The following is a 21,835-nucleotide window of genomic DNA, read 5'->3' as shown; positions in this document are numbered from 1 at the left end:
TGGAAGGAAGAAACGAGCATGAACGATTTGGTCCTCAAGGGTGGCCGCGTCATCGATCCCTCGCAGGGAATCGACAAGGTGACCGACATCGCCTTCGCCGGCGGCAAGGTCGCCGCGATCGGCGACGGCCTCGCGGGCAAGGACACACGCGACGTCTCGGGCAAGATCGTGTCGCCGGGTCTGATCGACCTGCACACGCACGTCTACTGGGGCGGTACCTCGCTGGGTGTCGAGGCCGAGCTGGTCGCGCGCACCGGCGGCGTCACGACCTTCATCGATGCCGGCAGCGCAGGCCCCGGCAACTTCCACGGCTTCCGCAAGCACGTGATCGAGACCTCGCCGGTCCGCATCCTGCCGTTCCTCAACGTCTCGTTCCCCGGCATCTTCGCCTTCTCCAAGGCGGTGATGGTGGGCGAAGCCGCAGACATGAGGCTGCTCGATGCGCGCGAGGCCGTTCGCGTGGCGCGCGAGCACAAGGACCTGATCCTCGGCGTGAAGGTGCGTGTCGGAAAGTCGGCGAGCGGCGATTCCGGCATCATGCCGCTCGACATCGCCCTCGACGTCGCCGAGGAGACGGGCCTGCCGCTGATGGCGCATCTCGACTCGCCGCCGCCGTCGCGGCTCGAGGTCGTGAGCCGCCTGCGCCGCGGCGACATCCTGACCCACTGCTTCCGCCCCTTCCCCAACGCGCCGGTCACGCCCGGCGGTAACGTGCGCGACGAGATCCTGGCGGCGCGCGAGCGCGGCGTGATCTTCGACATCGGCCATGGCGGCGGTTCCTTCGGCTTCGGCACGACGCGCAAGATGCTGGCGGCGGGTTTCCTGCCCGACGTGATCTCCTCCGACGTCCATGCGATCTCGATCGAAGGCCCGGCCTTCGACCTGCTGACGACCATGTCGAAGTTCCTGTGCCTCGGCGTCGACCTGCCGACCGTGATCAGGCTCGCGACCGTGAATGCCGCCGCCGCGATCAATCGGCCCGAGATCGGCACGCTGAAGGTCGGCAGCGTCGGCGAGGCGACGGTGATAGACCAGGCCAGCGGCAGGTTCGATTACGCCGATTCGATCGGCGAGACGCTGATCGGCGACAGGCGACTCCTTTCAGTCGGGGTCGTGCTGGCTGGCCGTTGGTGGCATCCTATTAGTGACGTGAATTCAAGAGCTTAGGGCAGAATCGATCTTTTTTTTGAACGGTTTGCAACTTTCATGGTGCGGCCGGCGTTTCTCGTTCATGGCCAGATAATTGGTGTTGCCTCTGCCCCCGCTCAGCAACACCTCTCTCCCCGTCTGGCTCTACTCCAAGCCCGCTCCTGACCCGCTCAGGGGCGGGCTGCCTGTTTCAGGGGGCTATTTCAGGAAGACGACGGCGAACAGGCGTGCGGGATCGATCCAGGAGCGTTCGATCGAAAAGCCGCCCTTCTGCGCCAGAGCCGCAATGCCAGCCTCGTCGTACTTGTAGGAATATTCGGTGTGGACCCGTTCGCCCTCGGCGAACACGAAGCGGCGATCGGCCACCCTGACGATCTGGTCACGAAGACTGCGGAAGTAGATTTCGATCCGCCCCTCGGCCTCGTTGTAGAACGCGTCGTGCGCACAGGTCGAAAGATCGAAATTGGCGTCCAGTTCGCGGTTCATGCGCCGCAACAGGTTCAGGGTGAACTGCGCGGTGACTCCGGCCGAATCGTTGTAGGCATCGTGCAGGCGCTTCGGATCCTTGCGGAGGTCGACGCCCAGCACCAGTGCCCCGTCGGCGCGCAGCATGCGGCGCGCGCGGCGCAGAAAGAGCACCGCCTCCTCCGGCGTCAGGTTGCCGATGGTCGAGCCGGGAAAGAAGCCGATGCGCCGGGCTCTGTCGATCGCCGGCGGCAGGCACTCCAGCTGCATGTAGTCGCCGGTCACCGGATCGATCTGAAGCCCCTCATAGTCGTTGCGCAGGCGGGCCGCCGCCGCGTCGAGATGCTCGCGTGAAATGTCGATCGGCACGTAGGCGTGGAGATCGTGCATCGCATCGAGCAGGATGCGTGTTTTCACGCTCGATCCGCTGCCGAACTCGATCAGCGCGCAGCCGGGTCCCGCGAGCCGGGCGACCTCACCGGCGCAGGCGCGCAGGATCGAAGTCTCCGTCCGCGTTGGATAATACTCCGGCAGCTCGCAGATCTCATCGAACAGGGCCGATCCCCGGGCGTCGTACAGATACTTGGCCGGGATGGCGCGCGGAACGCCGCCGAGACCGGCGAGCACGGCGCGGCGGAAATCCGCCCGATCGGCGCGCGCGCCGTCGTCGAGCGCGAGAAGCGGCACGTTCATCGAAGATCCTCCGCCAAACGGATTCCACCGAACATCCAACGCGCGTCGGGCGGAAAGAAATTGCGATAGGTCGGCCGGACATGGCCCTCGGGCGTCGCGCTGCAGCCGCCGCGCAACACCATCTGGCTGGCCATGAACTTGCCGTTGTATTCGCCGATCGCGCCGGGCGGCTCACGGTAGCCCGGGTAGGCGACGTAGGGACTCGCGGTCCATTCCCAGACTTCACCGCTGCCCTGCAGGACGCCCGCCGCCGTCTCCCATTCGGCCTCGCGCGGCAACCGCTTGCCCGCCCACTTGGCAAAGGCTGCCGCCTCGAAGGCGCTCACGTGGCACACGGAGCGCGAGGGATCCACGGGCTCAAGGCCCGACAGGGTGAAGACGTGCCAGGCACCGTCCTTGTTCTCCCAGTAAAGAGGCGCCTCCCACCCTCGGCTGTTCACGCATTCCCATCCCGCCGACAGCCAGAACTCCGCGCGCCGGTACCCCCCATCTTCCATGAACGCGAGATACTCGCCGCACGTGACGGGGCGCATCGCAATGGCAAAGGCGTCCAGCCATGTGCGATGCCTCGGTCCCTCATTGTCGAAGGCAAACCCGTGTCCGCCGTGGCCGACCTCGACCAGCCCGCCTTCGAACTCGCGCCACGCAACGGCCTGCGGCACAAGCACCGCGCGCGGTGTCGCCGCACGGTAGGCCGGCCGCAGCGGGTTCACCGACAGCGCGTGCTTGATGTCCATCAGGATCAGTTCCTGGTGCTGCTGCTCGTGATTCAACCCCAGTTCGACCAATTCGTCGCAACGACGGTCGTGCGTTAAAAAGTCGAGCATGGCGCCGGTGACGTAGCGCCGATAGTTGAGCACCTGCTCCGCGCCCGGCCGGGTGATCATCCCGCGTTGCGGCCGCGGATGCCGCGGTCCGACAGCCTCGTAGTAGGAGTTGAAGAGATACTCGAAAGCCGGGTCGAAGGGCCGATAGCCGCTCGCGTGCGGACGCAGGACGAACGTCTCGAAGAACCATGTCGTGTGCGCGAGATGCCACTTCGTCGGGCTGGCGTCGGGCATCGACTGGACCGTCTGGTCTTCCGCCGACAGGGGCGCGGCAAGTTCCTCAGTACGCGAACGAACTGCGCGAAAGCGATCGAGGCCGCGCGCCTGCACGGGTGGCATCGTGAGATTGGGCACTGGACCTCCGCACCGCCTAACGTGGTACCGCCCGGACCGGTTGCAAGGGCGGCGCCTCGCGTTCACCCTATGAGCGTCAGCCGGGCCACATGAGGGAAGCAAGTGCCGATTTGCGAGATCGACCCGTGGCGCAAACAATATTTCGAGAGAGTGAATTGTCCCGACGACGTATTCATACCGACTGAAGACTCGGACGCCTGGCTCTGGAATCCGGATCATCGCTGGGTCTACGACAAGCTGGCAGTGGCCTCGCGCCAGGGGCTGGATTGCGCCCCACACGGTGTTTCACCGACCGACTATCCCGTCTTTTCGAAGCCCATCTACAACCTCAAGGGGATGGGCGTGGGAAGCCAGGCTCTTTACTCGAAGTCGGACTACGAGGCGGCGTATCGGCCCGGTCACATGTGGATGACGCTGCTCGCCGGCGAGCATGTGAGCAGCGACGTCGCGCTGCTGAATGGCGTGCCACGATGGTGGCGTCATGCAAAGGGCGTCGCGGCGGGCGACGGCACCTTCGACTACTGGGAAGTCTTTGCGCATGCCGACGCCGCCATCGAAGCCGGGGCCGGCGGCTGGTGCCGTCGACATCTCGGTGGCTATTGCGGCATGGCCAACCTCGAAACGATCGGCGGAAGCATCATCGAGGTGCATCTCAGGTTTGCCGACCAATGGCCCGATCTCTATGGCGAGGGTTGGGTCGAGGCTCTCGTCGGACTTTACCGAGACCGCGAATGGCGTTTCGAGGACGGTACGCGCCGAACCGGATACAGCGTCGTCCTCTTCATGCCGCATGGGCGCCGCTATCGCCACCCGCCGCGCGCCCTGCTCGACCGCATCGAGAGCATGCCAGGCGTGTCGAGCGTCCAGATCACCTTCCATGAGGAAGTCGCGCCGGAGCGTCATGCGATGCCACCCGGCGGCTTCCGGGTGGCCATCGTCAATTGCTGGGATCTCGGTGCCGGGAACGAAGCACGCTCCCTGCTCCACCATCACTTCGCCGCCTAGGAGTTGCGGCGAACGAAGCCCGTGAAGAGGCTCACGACGAACAGGACCAGCGCGATCACGAACAGAATCTGCGCGATTCCCGTGGCAGTGGAAGCGATACCACCGAAGCCGAAGATGCCGGCCACCAGGGCGATCACGAGAAACATCAGGGACCAGTACAACATTTGTCCGCTCTTTAAGCGTTGGCATTTGTCGTGCGGTTAACGCCTTTGGGAGAGCGGCGGTTCCGGAAGGCAACCCGGCCACAGAGTCCACGTTGGTCGAGTGAACGAGGTCATCGCGCCTGGCCTCTCCAACGACGACTCCGGAGTTCACCATGCAGCCAGATGTGACGCCCACCGAGGCCCGAAGCGGCATCATCACCGGGCGGGTAATCCTTGTGCTTGTTTTGTCCTCGATCGGCGCCGTCGCCGCGCTGGCCTTCGTCTGGTACCTGCTGATTCCGCACGGATAGGCTAGACTGGCGTGATGAAGACACTGGCGCTCAGTTACCTCGTCGCACTCGTCGTGCTCGCCATCGTGGATGGCATCTGGCTGGGCGTCGTCAGTCGGGAGTTCTACAAGGCGCGGCTGAGCCACATGCTCCTCGATCAGCCGATCTGGAGCGTGGCCATCCTCTTCTACTTGATACACGCTGCCGGCATCGCCGTGTTCGCCGTCCCTCCAGCCATGAGCGCGGGAACATGGACGAGCGCCCTGCTCTACGGCGGTCTCTTCGGCTTCTGCGTATATGCCGCTTACGACATAACCAATCTGGCGACCTTGCGAGGCTGGCCCATGGCGGTCAGCGCGGTCGATCTCGCCTGGGGAACCGTGGCCACCGCCGTGACGACGCTCGTCACCGTCCTGGTGGTAAGGCCCTGATCAGGATCGGTTGTCGTCGAACTCCGGGTGGCGGCGGACATACGCCACCACGAAGCTGCAGGCCGGGACGATCTTGAAGCCTTGCTTGCGGGTATCTTCCAGGGCCGCTTTCACGATCCTGGCTCCGATCCCCTTTCCCTCGTCTTCCGGCGGGACCTCGGTATGGGTGAATATGCGCGCGTCACCCTGCTGGCGGTAGACGGCGATTGCCAGCCCGTGGTCCACCTGGAGTTCATAGCGGTTCTGGGCGGCGTTATGCGTGACGGTCATTTCTTAGGCCCCTCAATGCGGTCGGCACGCCGCCTGAGATCGCGCGATCCGGCATGTCTGTTCAATGCCGGATCGCATGACAGGTTGCCTACCGGTCGACTTCCCAGAACATCGGATACGAGGACTGGATCAGCCCCTTCAAATCCGTCCTGTAGCCGGCCGGAATGGTGAACTGCCCCCACATGAGCGAAGGGACGAGGTCGTAGGCGATGACCTGGATCTCGGAGGCGATCTTCCTGCGCTCCTCGAGGGTGCTCGCCCGCGTGTAGGACTTCAGAAGGTCCGGAATGCGGTTGTCGCAGGACCAGCCGGGGAAGTCGTTGCAGGTCGCGGCCACGTAGAAGTGCGTCAGCGGCGAGTACATGTCCGTCCCGTTGGAGTAAACGGGAAACATCGACCAGCCGTCCTTCTTGGCCCGGCGCGCAAGCACGGTCGGCCAGTCGCGCGGCTGCTGCTCCACGTTGAAGCCGACATCCTTCATGTTCTGCACCAGCACGCGCGACGCGGTCTGGCTGATCGAGCCGGCAACTTCGAGGACGATGACCGGCTCGTTCTTGTAGCCGGAGGCCTTGAGTTCGGCGCGCGCCGCCGCCAGGTCGAGCTTGGCCCCGCCGGCGCCGGCATCCGTGCTCAGCGGCGTGCCGCACATCCAGAAGGAGGAGCAATTCTTGGTCTGATACTTGTCCGGAACACCGATGGCGGTGAGCGTCGCGTTCTGGTCGACCAGCTTCCACATCACCTTGCGCACCGCCGGATTGTCGAACGGCGGGGAGGCATGGTTGAGGCGAAAGTTGCCCTGGAACTGGTGGAGTCCGCCCAGCCCCAGCAGCTTGACGTTCTTCTCCTTCTCGAGGACCGGGAGCATGTCGAACGGCAGGTACTGCATGTAGTCGATCTCACCCGCGATCAGCGCATTGGCGCCGGTCGACTGATCGGGCATCACGCGCAGGGTGAGCTGGTCGATCTTCACGTTCTTGCCGCCCGTCAGGAAGTCCGGCGCTTCCTTGCGTGGCACATAGGCGGCATTGCGCTCCAGGATCATGGCATTGCCCGGCCGCCACTGGTCCTTGACGAAGCGGAACGGCCCCGAGCCGATCGGCTCCGGGATGCGCTGGTCGGCTGGCGTCGCCGCCAGCCGGGCGGGCATCATCACCGGGAGCGGCGCGTTGGGCTTGCCCAGCACGTCGAGAAGCAGCGGGAACGGCTGCTTCAGCACGAACCTGATGGTCTTCGGGTTCGTCACTTCCAGCGTATCGGTATCCGCCATCAGCATCTTGCCCAGCGGATCGCGCACCGACCAGCGCTTGAGCGAGGCGACGCAGTCCTCGGCCGTTACCGGGTTGCCGTCGTGCCACTTCAGGCCGTCGCGTAGCACGAAGGTCCAGGTCAGCTTGTCGGGGCTGCTGTCGAAGCTCTCGACCATCTGCGGCTTGATCTCGCCCTTGTCGTTCATCGCGAAGAGCGTGTCGAAGACGTGCGTGCCGAAGGTTCGCGTGATGGCGGCCGTGGTCGCGTGCGGATCGAGGATCGTCACCTCGGATTCGAGGACGACCGTCAGGCCCTTGGCGGCGCGCGCTTCGCGCGGCCGAATCAACGAAGCGCTCGCCAGAGCGACACCGCCTGCCAGTGCCATCCGACGTCCCAATACAGTTCTACGCATGCAAAATTCCCTTCAACCCCGGACCGCCACCGTAGCCGTCTTTCACTGCAAACGAAACGGGCCGGCCCTCCTTTCGGAAAGCCGGCCCGCGACTGTCGAAATATCTCCGGCTTAAGCCGGGGACAAAACCCGGCAGGTCACCCGGTCGACGAACGTCGTCACTGGCGGACCGTAGACAGGGAAGCCCCACCGCTCGCCCGGGCCCGATGGCTGCAACACGATTCGCGTGTCCTGTACCGGGCGGCCGCCATTGGTGAAGGTGCAGCCGACCACCGCATCGACGACGTTGGCGCTGTTGTTCGTCACGTACAGTACCGAAAGCCAGTTCTGCTGCGGCACGGCCTGCAGCCATGGACTGTCGATCACGACGACGGGCACATTGGGACCGGCGGTGATCGGCACCGTGCCCATCAGATTACCCTTAGGCCGCTGCAGGACGACCTGCGTGCTGACCACCTGGCTGTTCGGATCGAATGCCTTGTCGGTCGATGACTGCGGCATGGCCGCCTGCTGCTGCGGCGTCTGGTTGTCCTTGCTCACATTCTCGGGCGTCCAGACCTTGCCGGTCTTTTCGTCCTTGAACTGGGTGAGGCCGTTGGCAGAGACACCGGCGCCGACGGTTCCCGGCGCCTGGGCGAAAGCCGAAGCTGCTGCAAAGGTGAGGATGCCGGCGATGGCGGTCAGCGTGAGGGAGTGCTTCATGGTGATCACCCCTCACATGTCCCGGAAGCGACGCTTTTCCCAGGTGCCGACCTGTGCTTCGGCTTCCTCCTTGGAAATGCCGTAGCGCACCTGGATCTTGCCGACGAGCTGGTCGCGCTGGCCCTCGATGGCGAGCAGGTCGTCATCGGTCAGCTTTCCCCACTGCTCCTTCACAGCGCCCTTGGTCTGGCCCCAGCTGCCCTTGAATTTCTCCCAGATCGTCTTCGCATCGTTCTGGATCGTGGTCTGACCGGTCGTCTGGGCGACGGCGACCACCGGAAGCGATACGACGGCAAGGCCCGCGCAAGCCGCGAGCATGGCGAATGAACGCATGTGAATGTCCTCCTGGATGAGACGGGTTAACGCCCCGGGCAAATCGAGGTTGCCCCTACGAATTGAGGCAGCGCCGCCACGCCGGAAGGCTTCAGACCCAGAAGGATTTCAGCAGAAAGGCGATCGGGATGACGATCAACATCGCCGCGTACAGGTCCATGAGTTCACCCGCCAGCGGGCTGTGATTGGCCTGGTCCTGGGTCACGATGGTGGACGCTTCGGGCACTTCCTTGGACTTCATGTTCCCCTCCACGATTGCCTCACGCTCGCCAGATGAACGCCGCAATATCGTGCCCGGTTGCAGCGGTCGCGCGTGATTGTTGGGGAGGCGGCGCGCCCCTCAGGAGACGTTGCGCACGGCGTGATCCAGCGCCTGCTGGAGGTCGATCGAGGAATAGGGTTTCGAGATGAAATGCATCCTGTCGGCCTGCGTGCCCGACCGACCGTAGCCGCTGGCGATCACCACCGGCAGAGACGGGTACTTTTCCCGCACTTTCGCCGCGAGCTCCTCGCCGCTCATGCCAGGCAAGCCGACGTCCGTCAGAAGCAGATCGAATTCCTGTTCCTGCCCCAGAAGGTCCAGCGCCGCCTCCCCGCTCCCGACACCGGCCACCGAGCACCCCAGCCTTTCGAGCATGTCGGTCGTGGACATGCGCAGAACCACCTCGTCCTCGACGAACAGGACGCGCCGCGACCGGCTGTGCTCCATCGGTTGTTCGACCCGATCGGGCGACGCTTTGGCCGGCGAGACCGCGGGCGTCGGCCGTCGATTGGACAGGACGCTACGCAGCTTGGCGGAGAGCGCGTCGCTACCATAGGGCTTGGCGATCATCGGATAGCCGGAGCGGGTATGATCGGGGATCAGACCGCGGGCAAAACCGGAGGTGAGGAGCACCGCGATGCCCGGCCGCAGCCTCTGCGCGTGTTGCGCGAGTTCGACGGCCGTTATCGTTCCGGGCATCACGATGTCCGTGAACAGCAGGTCGAACGCCGGGTCCTTCTCCAGAAAAGCCAGCGCGACGTCGGGATCCTCGGCTGCCTCGACGCGGTAGCCCCAGCCCGTCAGCATGTCGACGACGGCACGCCTGACATCCTCGCTGTCCTCGACCACGAGGATGCGCTCCGTGCCGCTCACCGAGCTCCCGGGATCGGACCTCTCCTCCGGCACCGGGTCTTCGGTCCTGGGCAGGTAGAGCTTCACACTGGTGCCCTGCCCGATCGCGCTGTCGATGCGGATGTGACCGTTCGACTGGCGCACGAAGCCGTAGACCATGCTGAGCCCCAGCCCCGTGCCTCTTCCGTCGCCCTTGGTCGTGAAGAAGGGATCGAACGCCTGGGCCACGACCTCGGGTGGCATGCCGGTGCCGGTGTCTCCGACATCCACCAGCACATAAGGCCCGGGCGTCACGTCGGGATGGAGGGCGGCGTAGCGACGGTCGAGGGTGGCATTCGAAACCTCGACCCTGACGGTACCGCCATCGGGCATGGCGTCCCGCGCATTGATCGACAGGTTGAGGATGGCGTTCTCGAGCTGGCCCGCATCGACCTTTGCGTTCCAGGGATCGTCAGTCACTTTCAGCTCTATGGCGATGCGCTCGCCCAGCGAGTGGCGCATCAGGTCCGCGAGGTCGCCGACCAGTCTCGCCACGTTCGTCGGCTGCGGCGTCAGCGGCTGGCGGCGCGCGAAGGCCAGGAGCTGCTGGGTCAGGCGCGCGCCGCGATCGGCAGCCGCCGTTGCGCTCTGCACCCGAGAGGCCATCGCGGCATTGTCGCCGACCTCGCCTTTCAGCAGGTCCAGATTGGCGCGAATGACCTGCAGGATGTTGTTGAAGTCGTGCGCCATGCCGCCGGTGAGCTGGCCGGTCGCTTCCATCTTCTGGCCCTGGCGCAGCGCCGCCTCGTCATGCAGCTTCTCCGTGATGTCGATGCAGCGCACCACCGCGCCGCCACCCGACATCTCGCCGCGATAGATCTCGTAGTCGCGTCCGTCATGGGCGACGCGAACGACCGCGGAGCCCTTCGGGGACATGGCGCCGAGATCGAGCGGCAGAAGCAGCGCCCGCGTCGCGGGCGAGCGGTCGGACAGGAGCTGATCGAGCGTCGGCGGCGCCTGCTTCCCCGGTTCCCATTGCGCCAGCTTCGCGAAGGCCTCGTTCCAGGCCACCACCGTGCGCCGGTCATCGACCACGAAGATGGGGTCGCGCAGGCTTTCCAGCGTGGCCTGCAACAGCCGCGACCGGCCGGCAAGTTCGAGCTGGCTGCGCTCCAGACGGGACGCGCTGCGCACGACAATATAGATGCCGACGATCAGGCAGACGAAAGCGCCGGCCATGACCAGCAGTCCCGCAATGTCGGCCTGCTCCTGCTCGGATCGCAGCGCCGTCACGCGCCGGGCGAGCAGCAGCCTCTGCCCCTCGACCAGGGCATCGCCCAGCAGGCGGATCTGTCCCAGCATCGCCCGGCCGGCACCGGTGCGGTCGAGCGCGAGCGCCGCCTCGCGGCCGTTCAGTTGGTGGACGCCCACCGTTGCATTGAGCTGTTCGAATTTCTGTGCCGTAACGCTTCGGAATTCCTGGAACTGGCGCGTCGTGTCGGGATCGCCGGCGACCATCGCCTCGAGCAGGCGCATGTTCGTCTCTATTCGCAGACGCGCCCGTTCGTAGGGTTCGAGGCTGCTAATGTCGCCTGTCAGCAGGAAGCCGCGCATGCCGATCTCGGCGTCCTGCACCGCGATCACCATCTCGCGCATCAGCCCCATCGTCTCGTAGTTTGCCACGACGAGCCGCTGCTGGCGGGCCGCGGACTTGGAATGGGTCAGGGCAAGCATCAGGCCTGTCGCGATCAGCACGGCGAGTGTGATGCCTGCGATCACGCCGGTCGAGCGCGCCGATCGCAGCAGGCTAGGCATTTGCCGGATCGTCCGCCGCCGGCGTCGGGAAGGTCACGACCACCCGATTGCCACCATCCGGCTTGCGCTCGATGACGACTCCGCCGCCGAGCTGCATGGCAAGGCCCCGGATCAGCGTGAGCGCGAAACCGCCCCGTCCGTCGGGGGCCGGCACGCCAGAATCGCGGGCCATGCCGTTGTCCTCGATGACGAGTTGCACCTCCTCGCCTTGCTCGCTGGTCTCGATGCGGATTTCCGGCGTCGGCGAGCGGCTGAAATCATGGCTGAGGGCGATGCTGACGGCTTCGGTAACGATGAGGCCAATCGGGATCGCGGTATCGGGCCCCACCGCCATGATCGGCGCGCGGATATGGTAGCGCGGCGCCTGCCGGCCCGCCGGCACGCGCCCGACCGATATCTGGCGCACGAGGTCGCTGATGAACTGCTGGAAATCAACCAGCGACCAGCTCGATCGCTCGTAGAGATGGCGATGCAGGATCGACAGAGTGAGCACGCGGTTCTGCGCATCGCCGAAGAAGCGACGGATGCGCGGCGACCTGATCTCTCCTGCCTGGAGGTTGAGCAGGCTCGATATCATCTGGAGATTGTTCTTCACCCTGTGGTGAATTTCACGAAGCATGTGGTCGCGCTGCTCGACGTTGGCGCGCAGCGCCGCTTCGCGGCTGGTGATTGCTTCCGCCATCGCCGTCACACCGGCGCCAACCGACGCCATTTCGGGCGACCACCGGTGCGGTGGAGCCAGCATGATGCTTTCCCCGCGCGCGACCTTGTCGGCAAAATCCTGGATGTAGAGCAGAGGCCGCACGCACCAGCGATCCGCGCCAAACCAGATCACCAGCAGGATGACGATCGCCGACAGAACAACCAGCAGGAAACCGATCCAGGCGGCGGACAGCGGCATCCCCCCTTCCGGGCTCGGCGCCGATACCACGACAAACAGTGCACTGCCGCCGACAGGTCTCACGCGAAACTCATAAAAAGCCGCGTCCTGGCCCACGTCCACGAAGGCCACCCGGATGCCGGTCAGGATTTCCGCGAGCCGCGCAGGCGCGGGCAACCGGCGCATCGCCTGAGCGTCTCCCCCGATTGCCGCACCGGACCGGTCGACCACGGCCACGGCGATCCCGGGAGGACCCTCGACCAGGGCAGCAGTCTCGGCAAGCACCTTGAGCGTGATGCCGACGGCACACATGCCCACGAAGGCGCCATCGCGCGTGACCGGGAGCGCGATGGGGACAATGGGTTTGGGGGCGATGCGACTGACGATCGTGTCGCCGACGACGATCCCCTTCGCCGACCGGGCTTTCTGGAAAAAGTCCCGGTCGGCGAAGCTCATCCCGAGGCCGGCGGGTGCCGTGGCGCAACGCCCGATACCCTGCTCGTCCGTCACAAACGCGGCCGAATACTGATCGGGGTAAGCGGCGAGCAGCTTAGACAGATAGCTCTCGCATTGGCCGACGGCCGAGGGCTCTCCGCGGGCGGCATTCTCGACCGACTCGTCGGCACATGCAGCCGACAGCATTCTCTGTGAGGCCTCGAAGAGGCCGCTGTAGCGGGCGACGGACAGGTCGGCGACGGCCCCCAGCGCGGCGCTCAGGCGTGAGGCGCCGGCCGCCTCTTCTTTCTCAGCCTGCCAGGCCGCCAGCGCGAGGACAGGCAGCAACGCCAGTGCAACGAGCGTGACGAGCTTGGAGCGAAGCGACCATCCCGCCACGAACTATCTCGTCTCAGATCGATACGGTATCGAGCGCCTGGGCGATCGCCGCACGCAGCAGATCGGGGTCGAACGGCTTCGAGATCACGAACGCCGGCTCGACCTGTTTGCCTGTGAGGAGCCGCTCGGGGAAGCCCGTGACGAAGATCACCGGCACCGACATCGACTTCATGATCTGGTTCACGGCGGAGATGCCGCTGTCGGAACCGCGCAGCTGGATATCGGCCAGCACCAGATGCGGCGAATGCTTCCTGGCGAGCTCGATCGCCGTCTTCTCGGTCGCGGCGATACCCACGACCTCGTGGCCGGCGTTGCGGACGATGTCGGCGACGTCGAGCGCGATGACGGCCTCGTCCTCGATGACCAGAATGCGGACCGACGCGACGCGCTGCAGTTCACGGCGTGCTTCCTCGAGGCTGCGCTCCGCCTCGTCGACGCTCACGCCGAGAATGTGGGCGGCATCGGAAATGGTGAAGCCCTCGAGTACGGTGAGCAGGAGCACCTGGCGCTGCATCGGCGCCATGTCGGTCAGCGATTCCTTCAGGCGCCCGCGAACGCTTTCACTGCCGGCCGCCCCTTCCTCGATCACGCCGAAAGGCTGGCGGAGTCGATGGAACAGCGCGAACACGCCAACCTTCGTATCCTCCGCCTCGGCAATCAGTTCCGGCTGCTGAACGGCCACCTCGGCGCAGAGACGAACCCATTCGTCGCCCTGCTGCTGCGAGCCGGTAACGGCCCGGGCGTAGCGACGCAGGAAAGGAAGCGTCCTGGTGATCGCCTCCGAAACTTTCTTGGAAGCCACCTGCTCTTCAGCCACGTCGTTCTCCCTCATCACTCGAAAGTCGTTTCTCGCGTCACGCCGCGCTGCGTGCAACACCTACACTACGCGGTGTGCGCCCGTAGACAACTTGCCGCCGGCCCCTGCAACGCGCTGGCTCTCGCTCGGCCCAGACAAATGTTTGCGGACGGGCTCACTTCACCCATCCGCAGCACCCTGTCTCCATCCTTTTAGGTTATCGCTCCGGCGCCGTCACCGCGCCGATAGTGGCGCCCGCGGCACCGCCGATCACGGCACCGGCCACCGGATTGCCGACGGTCGAGCCAACGACCGCACCGGTACCAGCTCCGATCGCGCCACCGGTCAGGGCCCTATCGACCGGTCGGTTGCCGCATGCTCCCGTAAGAAGGGCCAGAGACACCACCACCGACGCTGCGATAAGTCTGTTCATCATTGTCCCCCGCATAAAATTATCTTCAGTGAAGCCAACCCAGCACCCACATCAGCAGGAGCACGGGGATCGGAACCCCCAGAAACCAAAGGAGAGCTGCGCGGCCCATGAGATCCTCTTTTGATCCGTGATGGCTGGTCGAGATTTACGTGTTGCAACGCTCCGGCGTGGCCAAGGTTCCCAACAAGGCGATTCCAAGTATTCCTCTCACAACAAAAGCGCCTGGATGTGGTTGCCAATGCGATTTGCCCTTTCGGCCCCGCCTCATGATCCCCAGATGAGAAAGCGATGAAGGATGAGATCGTCGCTCTTCTGCCGGATCTGCGTGCGTTTGCGCGTTTCATGTGTCGCGAACGCGAAGCGGCCGACGATCTCGTCCAGAACACTATTCTCGCTGCTCTCGACAAGCGCGAACAGTTCATGCCCGGCACGAACCTGAAGGGCTGGCTGTTCACCATCATGCGGAATCGTTTCTATTCCGATCTCCGCACGCAGCGTCGCCGCCCGCTCACCATAGACAACGAGGCGGCCACGCCGCTTCCCGCGGTGGATAATCCGGAAGCCACGCTCGCCCTTAAGGAACTCTCGTCGGAATTGTGGAAGCTCAATCCGCAATCGCGGGAGGCGTTGGTCCTGATCGGCGCCGGCGGCTTCTCCTACGAGGAAGCGGCGAGCCTGTGTGGTTGCTCGGTCGGCACCCTCAAAGCGCGGGTTTCGCGAGCCCGCAAGCTCCTGTCGGAGAAGCTCCAGTAGCGACTGGCGGCCAGATTTCTGCAGGTTTTTCAAAGAATTGAGAAAAATGGTCGACGCCGTGTAACCAATCGGCCTCGCCGGCATTCGTTCAGTACACGACGCCTCAATTCGGGAGACACCTACATGACGACGCAGACCCAGGACTCCGGCGACTTCCACGAGCAGCTGAAGACGATCCTGCCCCGCCTGCGCATCTATGCACTGTCGTTGACCCGCGACCGCGATCAGGCGGATGACCTGGTCCACGACACCGTGATCAAGGCTCTCACCGGTCGCAACAGCTTCCAGCCGGGTACCAACCTGGCGGCCTGGCTGTTCCGTATCCAGCGCAACGAATTCATTTCCGGCCTGCGCCGCCGCCGCCCGACCGTCCCCGTCGACACGGCGATCGCTGAATCCCTCTCTCATCCCCCTCATCAGGAGAGCGGATTGGTCATGCGCGAGTTCATGTCGGCGTTCGCTAAGCTTGCGGCGGCCCAGCGCGAGGCTCTTCTCCTCGCCGTCCTCGAGGGCCTTCCCTACGAGACGATCGCCGAGCATACCGGCGTGTCGGTCGGTACCGTGAAGAGCCGCATCTCCCGCGCGCGCGACACGCTGGAGCGCCTGTTGCTGGAGGGCGATACCCGCCGTCCGGCGGACACGCGCCGTCCCTCCGTCGACCGTCGTGACGAAGACTCTCTTGCCGCGACCCGTTAAGGCCTCTTTTCAGTCATGCGTTTGAGTGCGACATAGTCATGAGTGGTCCCACGGGGAGAGTTGAATGGGTCGGACAGGATCCCGCGGAGTGGGCTTCCGCCTCCGGGGAGCGTGTTATGGCGACCAATGACGATATGCCCGAGGGTGGGCGCGCTGAAAAGTCAGCGCGCCCCAAGCCCAAGGGTAACGATCGCCCCTTCGACATGTGGCTGCACAAGCAGCTTCATGCGATGTACGACGAGATCGCAAAAGAGCCTCTTCCCGACGATCTGGTCAACCTGATCGACAAGGACGCCGCCAGCATCGGCAACAAAGGTTCTTCTACAGACGAGCCTTCCAAGAAGTAGGCTTTACGTTTTGCGCTGATCAGCCAATTTAACCGCCCCGCATCCGGGGCGGTTTTCTTTCTGCGCGCGCCCCAAACGAAATGGCGGCGGTCTCGCGACCGCCGCCACCCTTGTCCGCGGATCGCCGGTCAGCCCGGCCGACGCTCCACGAACTCCTACTCCGTGGCGGGCTAACGGGCGCGGCCTGTCGGCGGTTCCTCGCCTCGGCTATACAGGCGGGACGAAATCGGGAGGCAAAGCAATGAAACTGTTCGATCTTTCGGGCCGAGTGGCCGTCGTCACGGGCGGCAACGGCGGGATCGGTCTCGGCATGGCCAAGGGCATGGCACTCGCGGGCGCCACGGTGGTCGTCGCCGGTCGCAATGCCGAGAAGAACGACGCGGCAGTCGCGGAGCTCAAGGCCATCGGCGCCAAGGCCAGCGCGATCGCGGTCGACGTTCTACAGGAGGACTCGTGCCGCGCGCTCGTATCCAACGCCGTGAAGGCCCATGGTCGCCTCGACATCCTGGTCAACAATGCCGGCATCAATATCCGCAAGCAGCCGCAGGAATACACGCTCGCCGAATGGCACCAGGTGCTCGACAGCAATCTGACCAGTGCCTTCCTGTGCAGCCACGCCGCCTATCCCGAGATGAAGAAGGGCGGCGGCGGCAAGATGATCAACATCGGCTCGATGATGTCGATCTTCGGCGCCTCGTTCACCACCGCCTACGCCGCCAGCAAGGGTGGCATCGTGCAGATGACCAAGGCGATGGCCACCGCCTGGGCCAGGGACAACATCCAGGTGAACTCGATCCTGCCCGGCTGGATCGACACCGCCCTCACCCAGCGGGCACGCCGCGACGTGCCGGCCCTGCACGATTCCGTGCTGAACCGCACGCCGGCCGGCCGCTGGGGCACGCCGGAGGATTTCGCCGGCATCGCGGTCTTCCTGGCCGCACCAGCCTCGGACTATGTCACGGGCGCCGCCATCACCGTCGACGGCGGATACTCGGTCCAGGGATAGGGATCAGGGAGAGACGATGCGGCAGGTGGCACGATCGACGAACAGGTCCGTCTTCGGTCCATGGATCACGACGCCGCCGCGCACGCCCGCGCCGATGCCCGGCATCAGCACCCGCGTATCCTCGACCAGCTTGCCGGCATTGGTGAAGCGGCAGTCGATCATCGGCGCCAGCGTGCCCGCGCTGTTGTTGTTGACGTAAAGCACCACCTGCCACCGCCGGGACGGCACGGCGCGCAGGCTGGCATTGTCCAGGGTCACAAGCGGCGTTGCAGGCCCAGCCGTCGGGGTGGACCAGCCCACCGGCACGAAGGCCGGCCGCTGTACCACCCGGCCCTCTATGCGGGCCGCCTGCGCGAGCGGATCGAAGGCCAGATCCGCCGGCGTCGGCTTTCCGATCGGCCCCCGCCCGACGTTCTGGGGAGTCCAGATCTGGCCGGTCTTGGGATCGCGAAACTCAGGCCCGCCAGGGGTCGCCGGGATGTCGATGCTGCTGCGCGGAGCGGACGACGACGTCGCCGGAGACTGGGCAACCGCCGCGGAAGCCAGCGTCGTTGCGAAAAACGCGGCCAGTATCGTCTTCGGCATCAGCATGGAATTGGGCTCCCTTCCCGTCGGCGTCAGTCTCAACCGAGAGACAGTCTCATTGCAACCCAAAGCCCCCCTGCGGCGATGGCCGGCCCGTAGGGCACCCGGCTCCGCAGGCGATTGCGCAGCGTCGCATCTCCGCGGCTCGAGACAGGGCCGATCGGTGCCCCTGCCAAGAGGGCGAGGCCGAGCACGCCGCCCACCAGCGCCGTGACCAGCATAAAATCGACGACATGAGCGGGGCCGGCGAACAGGCCGACAGCGGCAAGAAACTTCACGTCACCGCCGCCGATCATTCCGTTCGCAAAGGCCACCGCCCCCACGCCGAACAACCCGGCCGCACAGGCGACCGAAGCCCCAAGAAAAAGCGGTGAAAGTTCGCCAGCCAGCCAGCCTGCGACAGCCCACACGCCGAACAGAGCAGCGATGCCGAGCGAAAGCTCGTTGCCGATCCGCAAGGTCCGCAAATCCCGCCAAGCGGCCACGAGCAAAAGGCCCGCCAGAAGGACCAGGCAGCCGGTCTGGAAGAGCATTCCCAGCTGCGGCAAGGCCTTCGACGATCGGTTAGTTGAGGGCGTTGGTCGCCGCGCCGAGGACGTGGCTCACCTTGCCGCTGACGGAACGCATCGACGCAATGGCTGCGACGGCGATCAGCGAGGTGATGAGGGTGTACTCGACCGCGGTGGCGCCGTCGGTGTTTTTCATCAAGCGGCGGAAAATCGAAAGCATTTCTATCTCCAGCTCAATATTGACGGCTGCCCAGCAGCCCGCTCGAAATCACTTAGCAACCGTACTTAAAGTGAATTGGTAGGTCAATTGAAACTAGACCAATTTGTGTCATCTTTTCTAACAATATGATTTTTATAGGGAATTTTGCGGGTCGCGTTTGTCGCCCTGCGAATCGCCGCCGTCCCCGAGAAGATCAAAAATCAGGAATTTGACTCGGCTGCAAAGGTCGCAAGAACCCGGGCAGCCGCCGTCCAGAAGCATAGCAACGCCACGATTCCGGCCAGCCAGGGGAAGGCGATCGGGAAGAGGCAGAAGAGGACGAAGGCCAGGATCGTCTCGGTCCCTTCCATGAGGCCCGCCGAATGGAAGATGGATTTCCTCCCTCGTGCGCCCGTATCGGACTCGCCCCGACCGGCTGCCATGACCGCCCGTCCCAGGAAGGAAGCGCACGTGCAGACAAAGGAAGCGAGCAACACTGCGGCCCAGACCGAGTTTTCAGGCCGCGCCAGGGCGAATCCCAGAGGGACCGCGGCATAGAAAACCATGTCGCAGACGATATCGAGATAGCCGCCCAGGGCGGTCGGCCGGCCGTGGCGCGCGACGGCCCCATCCAGCCCGTCGAGCAGGCGATTGACGAAGATCGCCGCCATGGCGAGTCCGTAGTGCCCGAATGCCAGAAGCGGCACGGTACACAGGCCGATGGCGAGGCCGGCAAGGCTCACGGCATTGGCCGAAACCCCGCGGGCCGCGATCCACGCGCCGGCGCGATCGAGTGGCGGGTCGATCCAGCGGCGCAGGACGGGATCGAGCATCGACGTCGCCGAAGCCTATTCGCGCGGCGGCATTCCTTTGTCGACGGAGCGCAGCGGCACAATGGCCGACGCCTCGGCAGCTTTGCGGTCCTGCAGCGTCTGGCGACGATGGGAAATTATGCTGAACGGGATCAGGCACAAATAGCCGAGGCCGATCAGTGACAGCGCAATCCAGGGAGCACTGGCCAGAACACCCATCACCAGGGCCGCCGCAAGCAGGGCCGGCAGCACCAGATGGCGGGGTATCCTGCCCTTCTTGAAGGAAAAGGTGGGAAGGCGGCTGACCATGAGGCCACCGACGGCCACCAGTACGAGGCCCACGACCACGGCATGGCGCGGCCAGGCAGCCTCGATCTCGAAGCTCACCATGAGCGGCATCAGCGCGAGCAGCGCCCCGGCCGGCGCAGGAACCCCGGTGAAGAACGAGCCCGTCCAGGCCGGCGGCGGTACATCCGCTTCCAGAGCCGTGTTGAAGCGCGCGAGACGCAACGCCGAGCAGATCGGGAACATCAAGGTCACGACCCAGCCCACTGCGCCCGCATGGGTGAGCGATGCGAGGTACAGGACGAGGGCCGGCGCCACGCCGAAGCAAAGGAAATCCGACAGCGAATCGAGCTCCGCGCCGAACCGGCTGGTGACACCGAGCCGCCGGGCGACGCGGCCGTCGAGCGCATCGAAGATCGCGGCAACGATGATGGCGATGACCGCCAGGCGCAGTTCTCCCTGCAGGCCGAACCGGATGGCGGTGAGGCCCGAACAGAGGGCCGCCAGCGTCAGGATATTGGGGATCAGGCGGTTGATGGAGAAGCCGCGCAATCCGCTGCGCTGCAAACGCGGGTCGCTGTCCATGTCCGTGCTCCCTGCACGCTAGAATTCAATGGCGGTTCGCGGCCCCGAAACGGCGGGATCGAGTTCGGCCATCACGGTCTCGCCACCGATCATGCGCTGACCCGGCGATACCAGCAGCCGCGCACCCTCCGGCAGGTAGAGATCCGTACGACTACCAAAGCGGATGTGGCCGAATCGTTCCCCCGCCACGACCGCCTGCCCCGGCTTCACGTAGCAGACGATACGGCGGGCCACGTAACCCGCAATCTGCACGCAGCCGATGAGCCTTCCGTCGGCACGGCGCAGGGCCAGGGCCGTGCGCTCGTTGTCCTCGCTCGCCTTGTCGGCGTTGGCGCTCAGGAACTTGCCAGGCCGGTAGGCGACCACCTCGATGGTTCCCGCGCAGGGGCTGCGGTTGATGTGCACATCGAACACGCTGAGGAAGATCGACACGCGCGTCAGCGGCTTGTCGCCCAACCCCAGTTCGGCGGGCGGCACGGCATCGACCACCATCTGCACCAGCCCGTCAGCCGGCGCGATCAGCAGCCCGTCATCCTGCGGCACGCCACGCGGCGGGTCGCGGAAGAAGTAGATCGACCACAGGGTCACGACCATCAGAGGCCAGAACAGCCAAGCCACGCCGGTCAACGCCGCCAGGAACGTCGCGGCCGCGAAAAGAGCGATGAAGCGCCATCCGTCGGCAAGGATCGGCACCAGAAAATTGGCCAACATGGGTCGGACGCACTCCGTTTGCGAAGGTCAGTTGACCTTGGGCAGGCTGAGAATTTGCCCCGGATATATCAGATGGGGATTTTTAACCTGATCTTTGTTTGCGGCGAAAATGACGGTGTGGTGCCAGCCCGCGCCGTAGTGGGCCTGGGCGATGTTCCAGAGATTGTCGCCCCGCACGATGTGCAGGCGCCGTGCGTCGCTGTTCGACACCGGCGCCACGACGACGCGCTCGAACGGCAGCTCGAGGCGTGCGACCGGCCTGCCGTCCTGGGCGATCCGGTCGAGCCTCAGCAGATGCTTGCCCTCCCCGATCGGTTCGGCGGGCTTCAACCGCCAGCGACCGTCCGAGGCGGCCACGCCCTCGGCCACCATCCTGTCGTTGACATAGGCCCTGACCACGGTGCCCGGAGCGGCAAGGCCGGATACGGTGACATGGCCACGATCGTCGTAGTCGACCGTGGACAGAGAGAGATCGGCGGCCTTCGGCAAGCCTGCCGTCGTCGGCGGCTGCACGACGGTCGCAGCACCGGACGGCGGCGAGATCATCACCAGCGTCTCGGCGCGCGGCTGGGCGGGCGCGCTTGCCGCCGGCGGCTCCGGCACCACGGCGACCACCGACTGCTCGGAGGTGAGCGGCGCCTTGCCTTCGATGTGCTGGACCACGCGAAGCTCATGCTGGCCCACCGCAAGCGGCGGATCCTGGACGATAATCACCCATTCGCCCCGCGCATCGGACTCGGCCTTGGCAATTTCGCGGCCGCCGTCGAGAAGGACGATCTTGGCCCCCGGCGCCGCGCGGCCGGCGATCACGGCCCGGCCATCCGTCCCGATGCGGGCAACGTCGAATGTCGGCGCTCGTATGACGGGCGGCGGCGCCGCGGCAGGCGCGCTTCCGGCCATGATCTGGAAGCCCGTAGCGGCCTGATCCTTCTGGGCGGTCGCCGTCGTCAGGGTGTCAGGCGTGGGCGCGGCCGCGGGCGCGCCGACGACCTGCGGGGGGCGGTCGATCGCTGCCTGCTCGGTCATCTTCCCGCGCCATGCAACGCCCAGGGCGATCGCAATCACCACGGCGCCCACAGCGACCAGCCCGAAAACAGTTCGTGACATCGCCCTCCCAACGGTGCGACCACCATCCCCATTGGCGTCGCAGCCAGCCTTTGCGTAACAATACCAT

Annotated in this window: 27 protein-coding genes; 8 read left to right on the top strand and 19 right to left on the bottom strand. The window is 65.2% G+C overall.

Going from position 1 to position 21,835, the window contains the following annotated elements; genetic code table 11:
* Nucleotides 1-18: 18 nt before the first annotated feature.
* Nucleotides 19-1,167, top strand: coding sequence for an amidohydrolase/deacetylase family metallohydrolase (locus tag KQ910_RS16685; RefSeq protein ID WP_216962601.1), 1,149 nt, complete (start codon nucleotides 19-21; stop codon nucleotides 1,165-1,167).
* Nucleotides 1,168-1,347: 180 nt separating this feature from the next.
* On the opposite strand, the gene egtD is transcribed toward KQ910_RS16685, so the two are convergent.
* A complete protein-coding gene (egtD, locus tag KQ910_RS16680) occupies nucleotides 1,348-2,307 on the bottom strand; it encodes an L-histidine N(alpha)-methyltransferase (RefSeq protein WP_216962598.1) in 960 nt (319 codons plus the stop codon).
* The gene (egtB, locus tag KQ910_RS16675) at nucleotides 2,304-3,488 is read right to left on the bottom strand and encodes an ergothioneine biosynthesis protein EgtB (protein WP_369408354.1); all 1,185 of its coding nucleotides are present in this window, start codon (nucleotides 3,486-3,488) and stop codon (nucleotides 2,304-2,306) included. Before egtB ends, egtD begins: the two co-directional genes overlap by 4 nt.
* Nucleotides 3,489-3,590: 102 nt before the next feature.
* On the opposite strand from egtB, the gene KQ910_RS16670 reads away from it, so the two are divergent.
* Nucleotides 3,591-4,493 (top strand): hypothetical protein, encoded by a 903-nt coding sequence (locus KQ910_RS16670; RefSeq protein WP_216962595.1) that lies wholly within the window; start codon nucleotides 3,591-3,593, stop codon nucleotides 4,491-4,493.
* On the opposite strand, the gene KQ910_RS16665 is transcribed toward KQ910_RS16670, so the two are convergent.
* A complete protein-coding gene (locus tag KQ910_RS16665) occupies nucleotides 4,490-4,657 on the bottom strand; it encodes a DUF1328 domain-containing protein (RefSeq protein ID WP_216962592.1) in 168 nt (55 codons plus the stop codon). The two genes, KQ910_RS16670 and KQ910_RS16665, sit on opposite strands and share 4 nt — an antisense overlap.
* Before the next feature lie 152 nt (nucleotides 4,658-4,809).
* Between KQ910_RS16665 and KQ910_RS16660 the strand changes: the two genes are divergently transcribed.
* On the top strand, nucleotides 4,810-4,947 hold the full coding sequence (locus KQ910_RS16660) for a hypothetical protein (RefSeq protein ID WP_216962589.1): 138 nt from the start codon (nucleotides 4,810-4,812) through the stop codon (nucleotides 4,945-4,947).
* A 14-nt stretch (nucleotides 4,948-4,961) separates the two neighbouring features.
* Nucleotides 4,962-5,357 (top strand): DUF2177 family protein, encoded by a 396-nt coding sequence (locus KQ910_RS16655; RefSeq protein WP_216962586.1) that lies wholly within the window; start codon nucleotides 4,962-4,964, stop codon nucleotides 5,355-5,357.
* On the opposite strand, the gene KQ910_RS16650 is transcribed toward KQ910_RS16655, so the two are convergent.
* The 9 genes from KQ910_RS16650 to KQ910_RS16610 all read right to left on the bottom strand — a co-directional run bounded on the left by KQ910_RS16650 (nucleotide 5,358) and on the right by KQ910_RS16610 (nucleotide 14,173).
* Nucleotides 5,358-5,627: a GNAT family N-acetyltransferase gene (locus tag KQ910_RS16650; protein ID WP_216962585.1), complete on the bottom strand. Its 270-nt coding sequence runs from the start codon at nucleotides 5,625-5,627 to the stop codon at nucleotides 5,358-5,360.
* 88 nt (nucleotides 5,628-5,715) lie between these two features.
* A complete protein-coding gene (locus tag KQ910_RS16645) occupies nucleotides 5,716-7,287 on the bottom strand; it encodes an ABC transporter substrate-binding protein (protein ID WP_216962583.1) in 1,572 nt (523 codons plus the stop codon).
* 111 nt (nucleotides 7,288-7,398) lie between these two features.
* On the bottom strand, nucleotides 7,399-7,989 hold the full coding sequence (locus KQ910_RS16640; RefSeq protein ID WP_216962581.1) for a hypothetical protein: 591 nt from the start codon (nucleotides 7,987-7,989) through the stop codon (nucleotides 7,399-7,401).
* Between the two features lie 12 nt (nucleotides 7,990-8,001).
* Nucleotides 8,002-8,208 (bottom strand): CsbD family protein, encoded by a 207-nt coding sequence (locus tag KQ910_RS16635; protein WP_369408380.1) that lies wholly within the window; start codon nucleotides 8,206-8,208, stop codon nucleotides 8,002-8,004.
* A gap of 205 nt (nucleotides 8,209-8,413) precedes the next feature.
* Nucleotides 8,414-8,563 carry a hypothetical protein gene (locus tag KQ910_RS16630; protein ID WP_216962579.1) on the bottom strand — a complete coding sequence of 50 codons (150 nt, stop codon included), beginning with the start codon at nucleotides 8,561-8,563 and terminating at the stop codon, nucleotides 8,414-8,416.
* A gap of 99 nt (nucleotides 8,564-8,662) precedes the next feature.
* Nucleotides 8,663-11,230, bottom strand: coding sequence for a response regulator (locus KQ910_RS16625; protein ID WP_216962577.1), 2,568 nt, complete (start codon nucleotides 11,228-11,230; stop codon nucleotides 8,663-8,665).
* Nucleotides 11,223-12,944, bottom strand: a complete 1,722-nt coding sequence (locus tag KQ910_RS27245; protein WP_216962575.1) for a sensor histidine kinase — start codon at nucleotides 12,942-12,944, stop codon at nucleotides 11,223-11,225. Before KQ910_RS27245 ends, KQ910_RS16625 begins: the two co-directional genes overlap by 8 nt.
* Nucleotides 12,945-12,957: 13 nt before the next feature.
* Nucleotides 12,958-13,761: a response regulator gene (locus tag KQ910_RS16615; RefSeq protein WP_216962572.1), complete on the bottom strand. Its 804-nt coding sequence runs from the start codon at nucleotides 13,759-13,761 to the stop codon at nucleotides 12,958-12,960.
* Nucleotides 13,762-13,957: 196 nt separating this feature from the next.
* Nucleotides 13,958-14,173 carry a YMGG-like glycine zipper-containing protein gene (locus KQ910_RS16610; RefSeq protein WP_216962570.1) on the bottom strand — a complete coding sequence of 72 codons (216 nt, stop codon included), beginning with the start codon at nucleotides 14,171-14,173 and terminating at the stop codon, nucleotides 13,958-13,960.
* A gap of 288 nt (nucleotides 14,174-14,461) precedes the next feature.
* On the opposite strand from KQ910_RS16610, the gene KQ910_RS16605 reads away from it, so the two are divergent.
* The 4 genes from KQ910_RS16605 to KQ910_RS16590 all read left to right on the top strand — a co-directional run bounded on the left by KQ910_RS16605 (nucleotide 14,462) and on the right by KQ910_RS16590 (nucleotide 16,975).
* Entirely contained in the window at nucleotides 14,462-14,926 is a 465-nt protein-coding gene (locus tag KQ910_RS16605; protein ID WP_216962567.1) for a sigma-70 family RNA polymerase sigma factor, read from the top strand.
* A gap of 123 nt (nucleotides 14,927-15,049) precedes the next feature.
* Nucleotides 15,050-15,622, top strand: coding sequence for a sigma-70 family RNA polymerase sigma factor (locus tag KQ910_RS16600; protein ID WP_216962564.1), 573 nt, complete (start codon nucleotides 15,050-15,052; stop codon nucleotides 15,620-15,622).
* A 116-nt stretch (nucleotides 15,623-15,738) separates the two neighbouring features.
* Nucleotides 15,739-15,969, top strand: coding sequence for a NepR family anti-sigma factor (locus KQ910_RS16595; RefSeq protein WP_216962561.1), 231 nt, complete (start codon nucleotides 15,739-15,741; stop codon nucleotides 15,967-15,969).
* A 241-nt stretch (nucleotides 15,970-16,210) separates the two neighbouring features.
* On the top strand, nucleotides 16,211-16,975 hold the full coding sequence (locus KQ910_RS16590) for an SDR family NAD(P)-dependent oxidoreductase (protein WP_216962556.1): 765 nt from the start codon (nucleotides 16,211-16,213) through the stop codon (nucleotides 16,973-16,975).
* A 3-nt stretch (nucleotides 16,976-16,978) separates the two neighbouring features.
* Here the strand turns inward: KQ910_RS16590 and KQ910_RS16585 are convergent, their stop codons facing one another.
* From KQ910_RS16585 to KQ910_RS16555, 7 genes are all read right to left on the bottom strand, one after another.
* Nucleotides 16,979-17,566 carry a hypothetical protein gene (locus KQ910_RS16585; RefSeq protein ID WP_216962553.1) on the bottom strand — a complete coding sequence of 196 codons (588 nt, stop codon included), beginning with the start codon at nucleotides 17,564-17,566 and terminating at the stop codon, nucleotides 16,979-16,981.
* Nucleotides 17,567-17,598: 32 nt separating this feature from the next.
* Nucleotides 17,599-18,093 (bottom strand): A24 family peptidase, encoded by a 495-nt coding sequence (locus KQ910_RS16580; protein WP_216962550.1) that lies wholly within the window; start codon nucleotides 18,091-18,093, stop codon nucleotides 17,599-17,601.
* A 31-nt stretch (nucleotides 18,094-18,124) separates the two neighbouring features.
* Nucleotides 18,125-18,289 (bottom strand): Flp family type IVb pilin, encoded by a 165-nt coding sequence (locus KQ910_RS16575; protein ID WP_082752294.1) that lies wholly within the window; start codon nucleotides 18,287-18,289, stop codon nucleotides 18,125-18,127.
* Nucleotides 18,290-18,489: 200 nt separating this feature from the next.
* Nucleotides 18,490-19,101 carry a CDP-alcohol phosphatidyltransferase family protein gene (locus KQ910_RS16570; protein WP_216962547.1) on the bottom strand — a complete coding sequence of 204 codons (612 nt, stop codon included), beginning with the start codon at nucleotides 19,099-19,101 and terminating at the stop codon, nucleotides 18,490-18,492.
* Nucleotides 19,102-19,116: 15 nt separating this feature from the next.
* Nucleotides 19,117-19,950, bottom strand: coding sequence for a CDP-diacylglycerol--serine O-phosphatidyltransferase (pssA, locus tag KQ910_RS16565; protein ID WP_216962544.1), 834 nt, complete (start codon nucleotides 19,948-19,950; stop codon nucleotides 19,117-19,119).
* 18 nt (nucleotides 19,951-19,968) lie between these two features.
* The gene (locus KQ910_RS16560) at nucleotides 19,969-20,661 is read right to left on the bottom strand and encodes a phosphatidylserine decarboxylase (protein WP_216962541.1); all 693 of its coding nucleotides are present in this window, start codon (nucleotides 20,659-20,661) and stop codon (nucleotides 19,969-19,971) included.
* Between the two features lie 27 nt (nucleotides 20,662-20,688).
* The gene (locus KQ910_RS16555) at nucleotides 20,689-21,768 is read right to left on the bottom strand and encodes a LysM peptidoglycan-binding domain-containing protein (RefSeq protein ID WP_216962538.1); all 1,080 of its coding nucleotides are present in this window, start codon (nucleotides 21,766-21,768) and stop codon (nucleotides 20,689-20,691) included.
* Nucleotides 21,769-21,835: the final 67 nt, after the last annotated feature.

It is taken from the genome of Reyranella humidisoli (assembly GCF_019039055.1).
Lineage (GTDB): Bacteria > Pseudomonadota > Alphaproteobacteria > Reyranellales > Reyranellaceae > Reyranella > Reyranella humidisoli.
This window is presented reverse-complemented; position numbering and strand designations above follow the sequence as displayed.

Excerpts from the sequence above, each read along its gene's own strand:
- pssA (WP_216962544.1), bottom strand. The coding sequence starts at position 19,950 with ATGGACAGCGACCCGCGTTTGCAGCGCAGCGGATTGCGCGGCTTCTCC.
- KQ910_RS16590 (WP_216962556.1), top strand. The coding sequence starts at position 16,211 with ATGAAACTGTTCGATCTTTCGGGCCGAGTGGCCGTCGTCACGGGCGGC.
- KQ910_RS16560 (WP_216962541.1), bottom strand. The coding sequence starts at position 20,661 with ATGTTGGCCAATTTTCTGGTGCCGATCCTTGCCGACGGATGGCGCTTC.
- egtD (WP_216962598.1), bottom strand. The coding sequence starts at position 2,307 with ATGAACGTGCCGCTTCTCGCGCTCGACGACGGCGCGCGCGCCGATCGG.
- KQ910_RS16645 (WP_216962583.1), bottom strand. The coding sequence starts at position 7,287 with ATGCGTAGAACTGTATTGGGACGTCGGATGGCACTGGCAGGCGGTGTC.
- KQ910_RS16660 (WP_216962589.1), top strand. The coding sequence starts at position 4,810 with ATGCAGCCAGATGTGACGCCCACCGAGGCCCGAAGCGGCATCATCACC.
- KQ910_RS16610 (WP_216962570.1), bottom strand. The coding sequence starts at position 14,173 with ATGAACAGACTTATCGCAGCGTCGGTGGTGGTGTCTCTGGCCCTTCTT.
- KQ910_RS16605 (WP_216962567.1), top strand. The coding sequence starts at position 14,462 with ATGAAGGATGAGATCGTCGCTCTTCTGCCGGATCTGCGTGCGTTTGCG.
- KQ910_RS16655 (WP_216962586.1), top strand. The coding sequence starts at position 4,962 with ATGAAGACACTGGCGCTCAGTTACCTCGTCGCACTCGTCGTGCTCGCC.
- KQ910_RS16595 (WP_216962561.1), top strand. The coding sequence starts at position 15,739 with ATGGCGACCAATGACGATATGCCCGAGGGTGGGCGCGCTGAAAAGTCA.
- KQ910_RS16570 (WP_216962547.1), bottom strand. The coding sequence starts at position 19,101 with ATGCTCGATCCCGTCCTGCGCCGCTGGATCGACCCGCCACTCGATCGC.
- KQ910_RS16630 (WP_216962579.1), bottom strand. The coding sequence starts at position 8,563 with ATGAAGTCCAAGGAAGTGCCCGAAGCGTCCACCATCGTGACCCAGGAC.
- KQ910_RS16685 (WP_216962601.1), top strand. The coding sequence starts at position 19 with ATGAACGATTTGGTCCTCAAGGGTGGCCGCGTCATCGATCCCTCGCAG.
- KQ910_RS16625 (WP_216962577.1), bottom strand. The coding sequence starts at position 11,230 with ATGCCTAGCCTGCTGCGATCGGCGCGCTCGACCGGCGTGATCGCAGGC.
- KQ910_RS16555 (WP_216962538.1), bottom strand. The coding sequence starts at position 21,768 with ATGTCACGAACTGTTTTCGGGCTGGTCGCTGTGGGCGCCGTGGTGATT.
- KQ910_RS16575 (WP_082752294.1), bottom strand. The coding sequence starts at position 18,289 with ATGCTTTCGATTTTCCGCCGCTTGATGAAAAACACCGACGGCGCCACC.
- KQ910_RS16580 (WP_216962550.1), bottom strand. The coding sequence starts at position 18,093 with ATGCTCTTCCAGACCGGCTGCCTGGTCCTTCTGGCGGGCCTTTTGCTC.
- KQ910_RS16585 (WP_216962553.1), bottom strand. The coding sequence starts at position 17,566 with ATGCTGATGCCGAAGACGATACTGGCCGCGTTTTTCGCAACGACGCTG.
- KQ910_RS16650 (WP_216962585.1), bottom strand. The coding sequence starts at position 5,627 with ATGACCGTCACGCATAACGCCGCCCAGAACCGCTATGAACTCCAGGTG.
- KQ910_RS16640 (WP_216962581.1), bottom strand. The coding sequence starts at position 7,989 with ATGAAGCACTCCCTCACGCTGACCGCCATCGCCGGCATCCTCACCTTT.
- KQ910_RS16665 (WP_216962592.1), bottom strand. The coding sequence starts at position 4,657 with ATGTTGTACTGGTCCCTGATGTTTCTCGTGATCGCCCTGGTGGCCGGC.
- KQ910_RS16600 (WP_216962564.1), top strand. The coding sequence starts at position 15,050 with ATGACGACGCAGACCCAGGACTCCGGCGACTTCCACGAGCAGCTGAAG.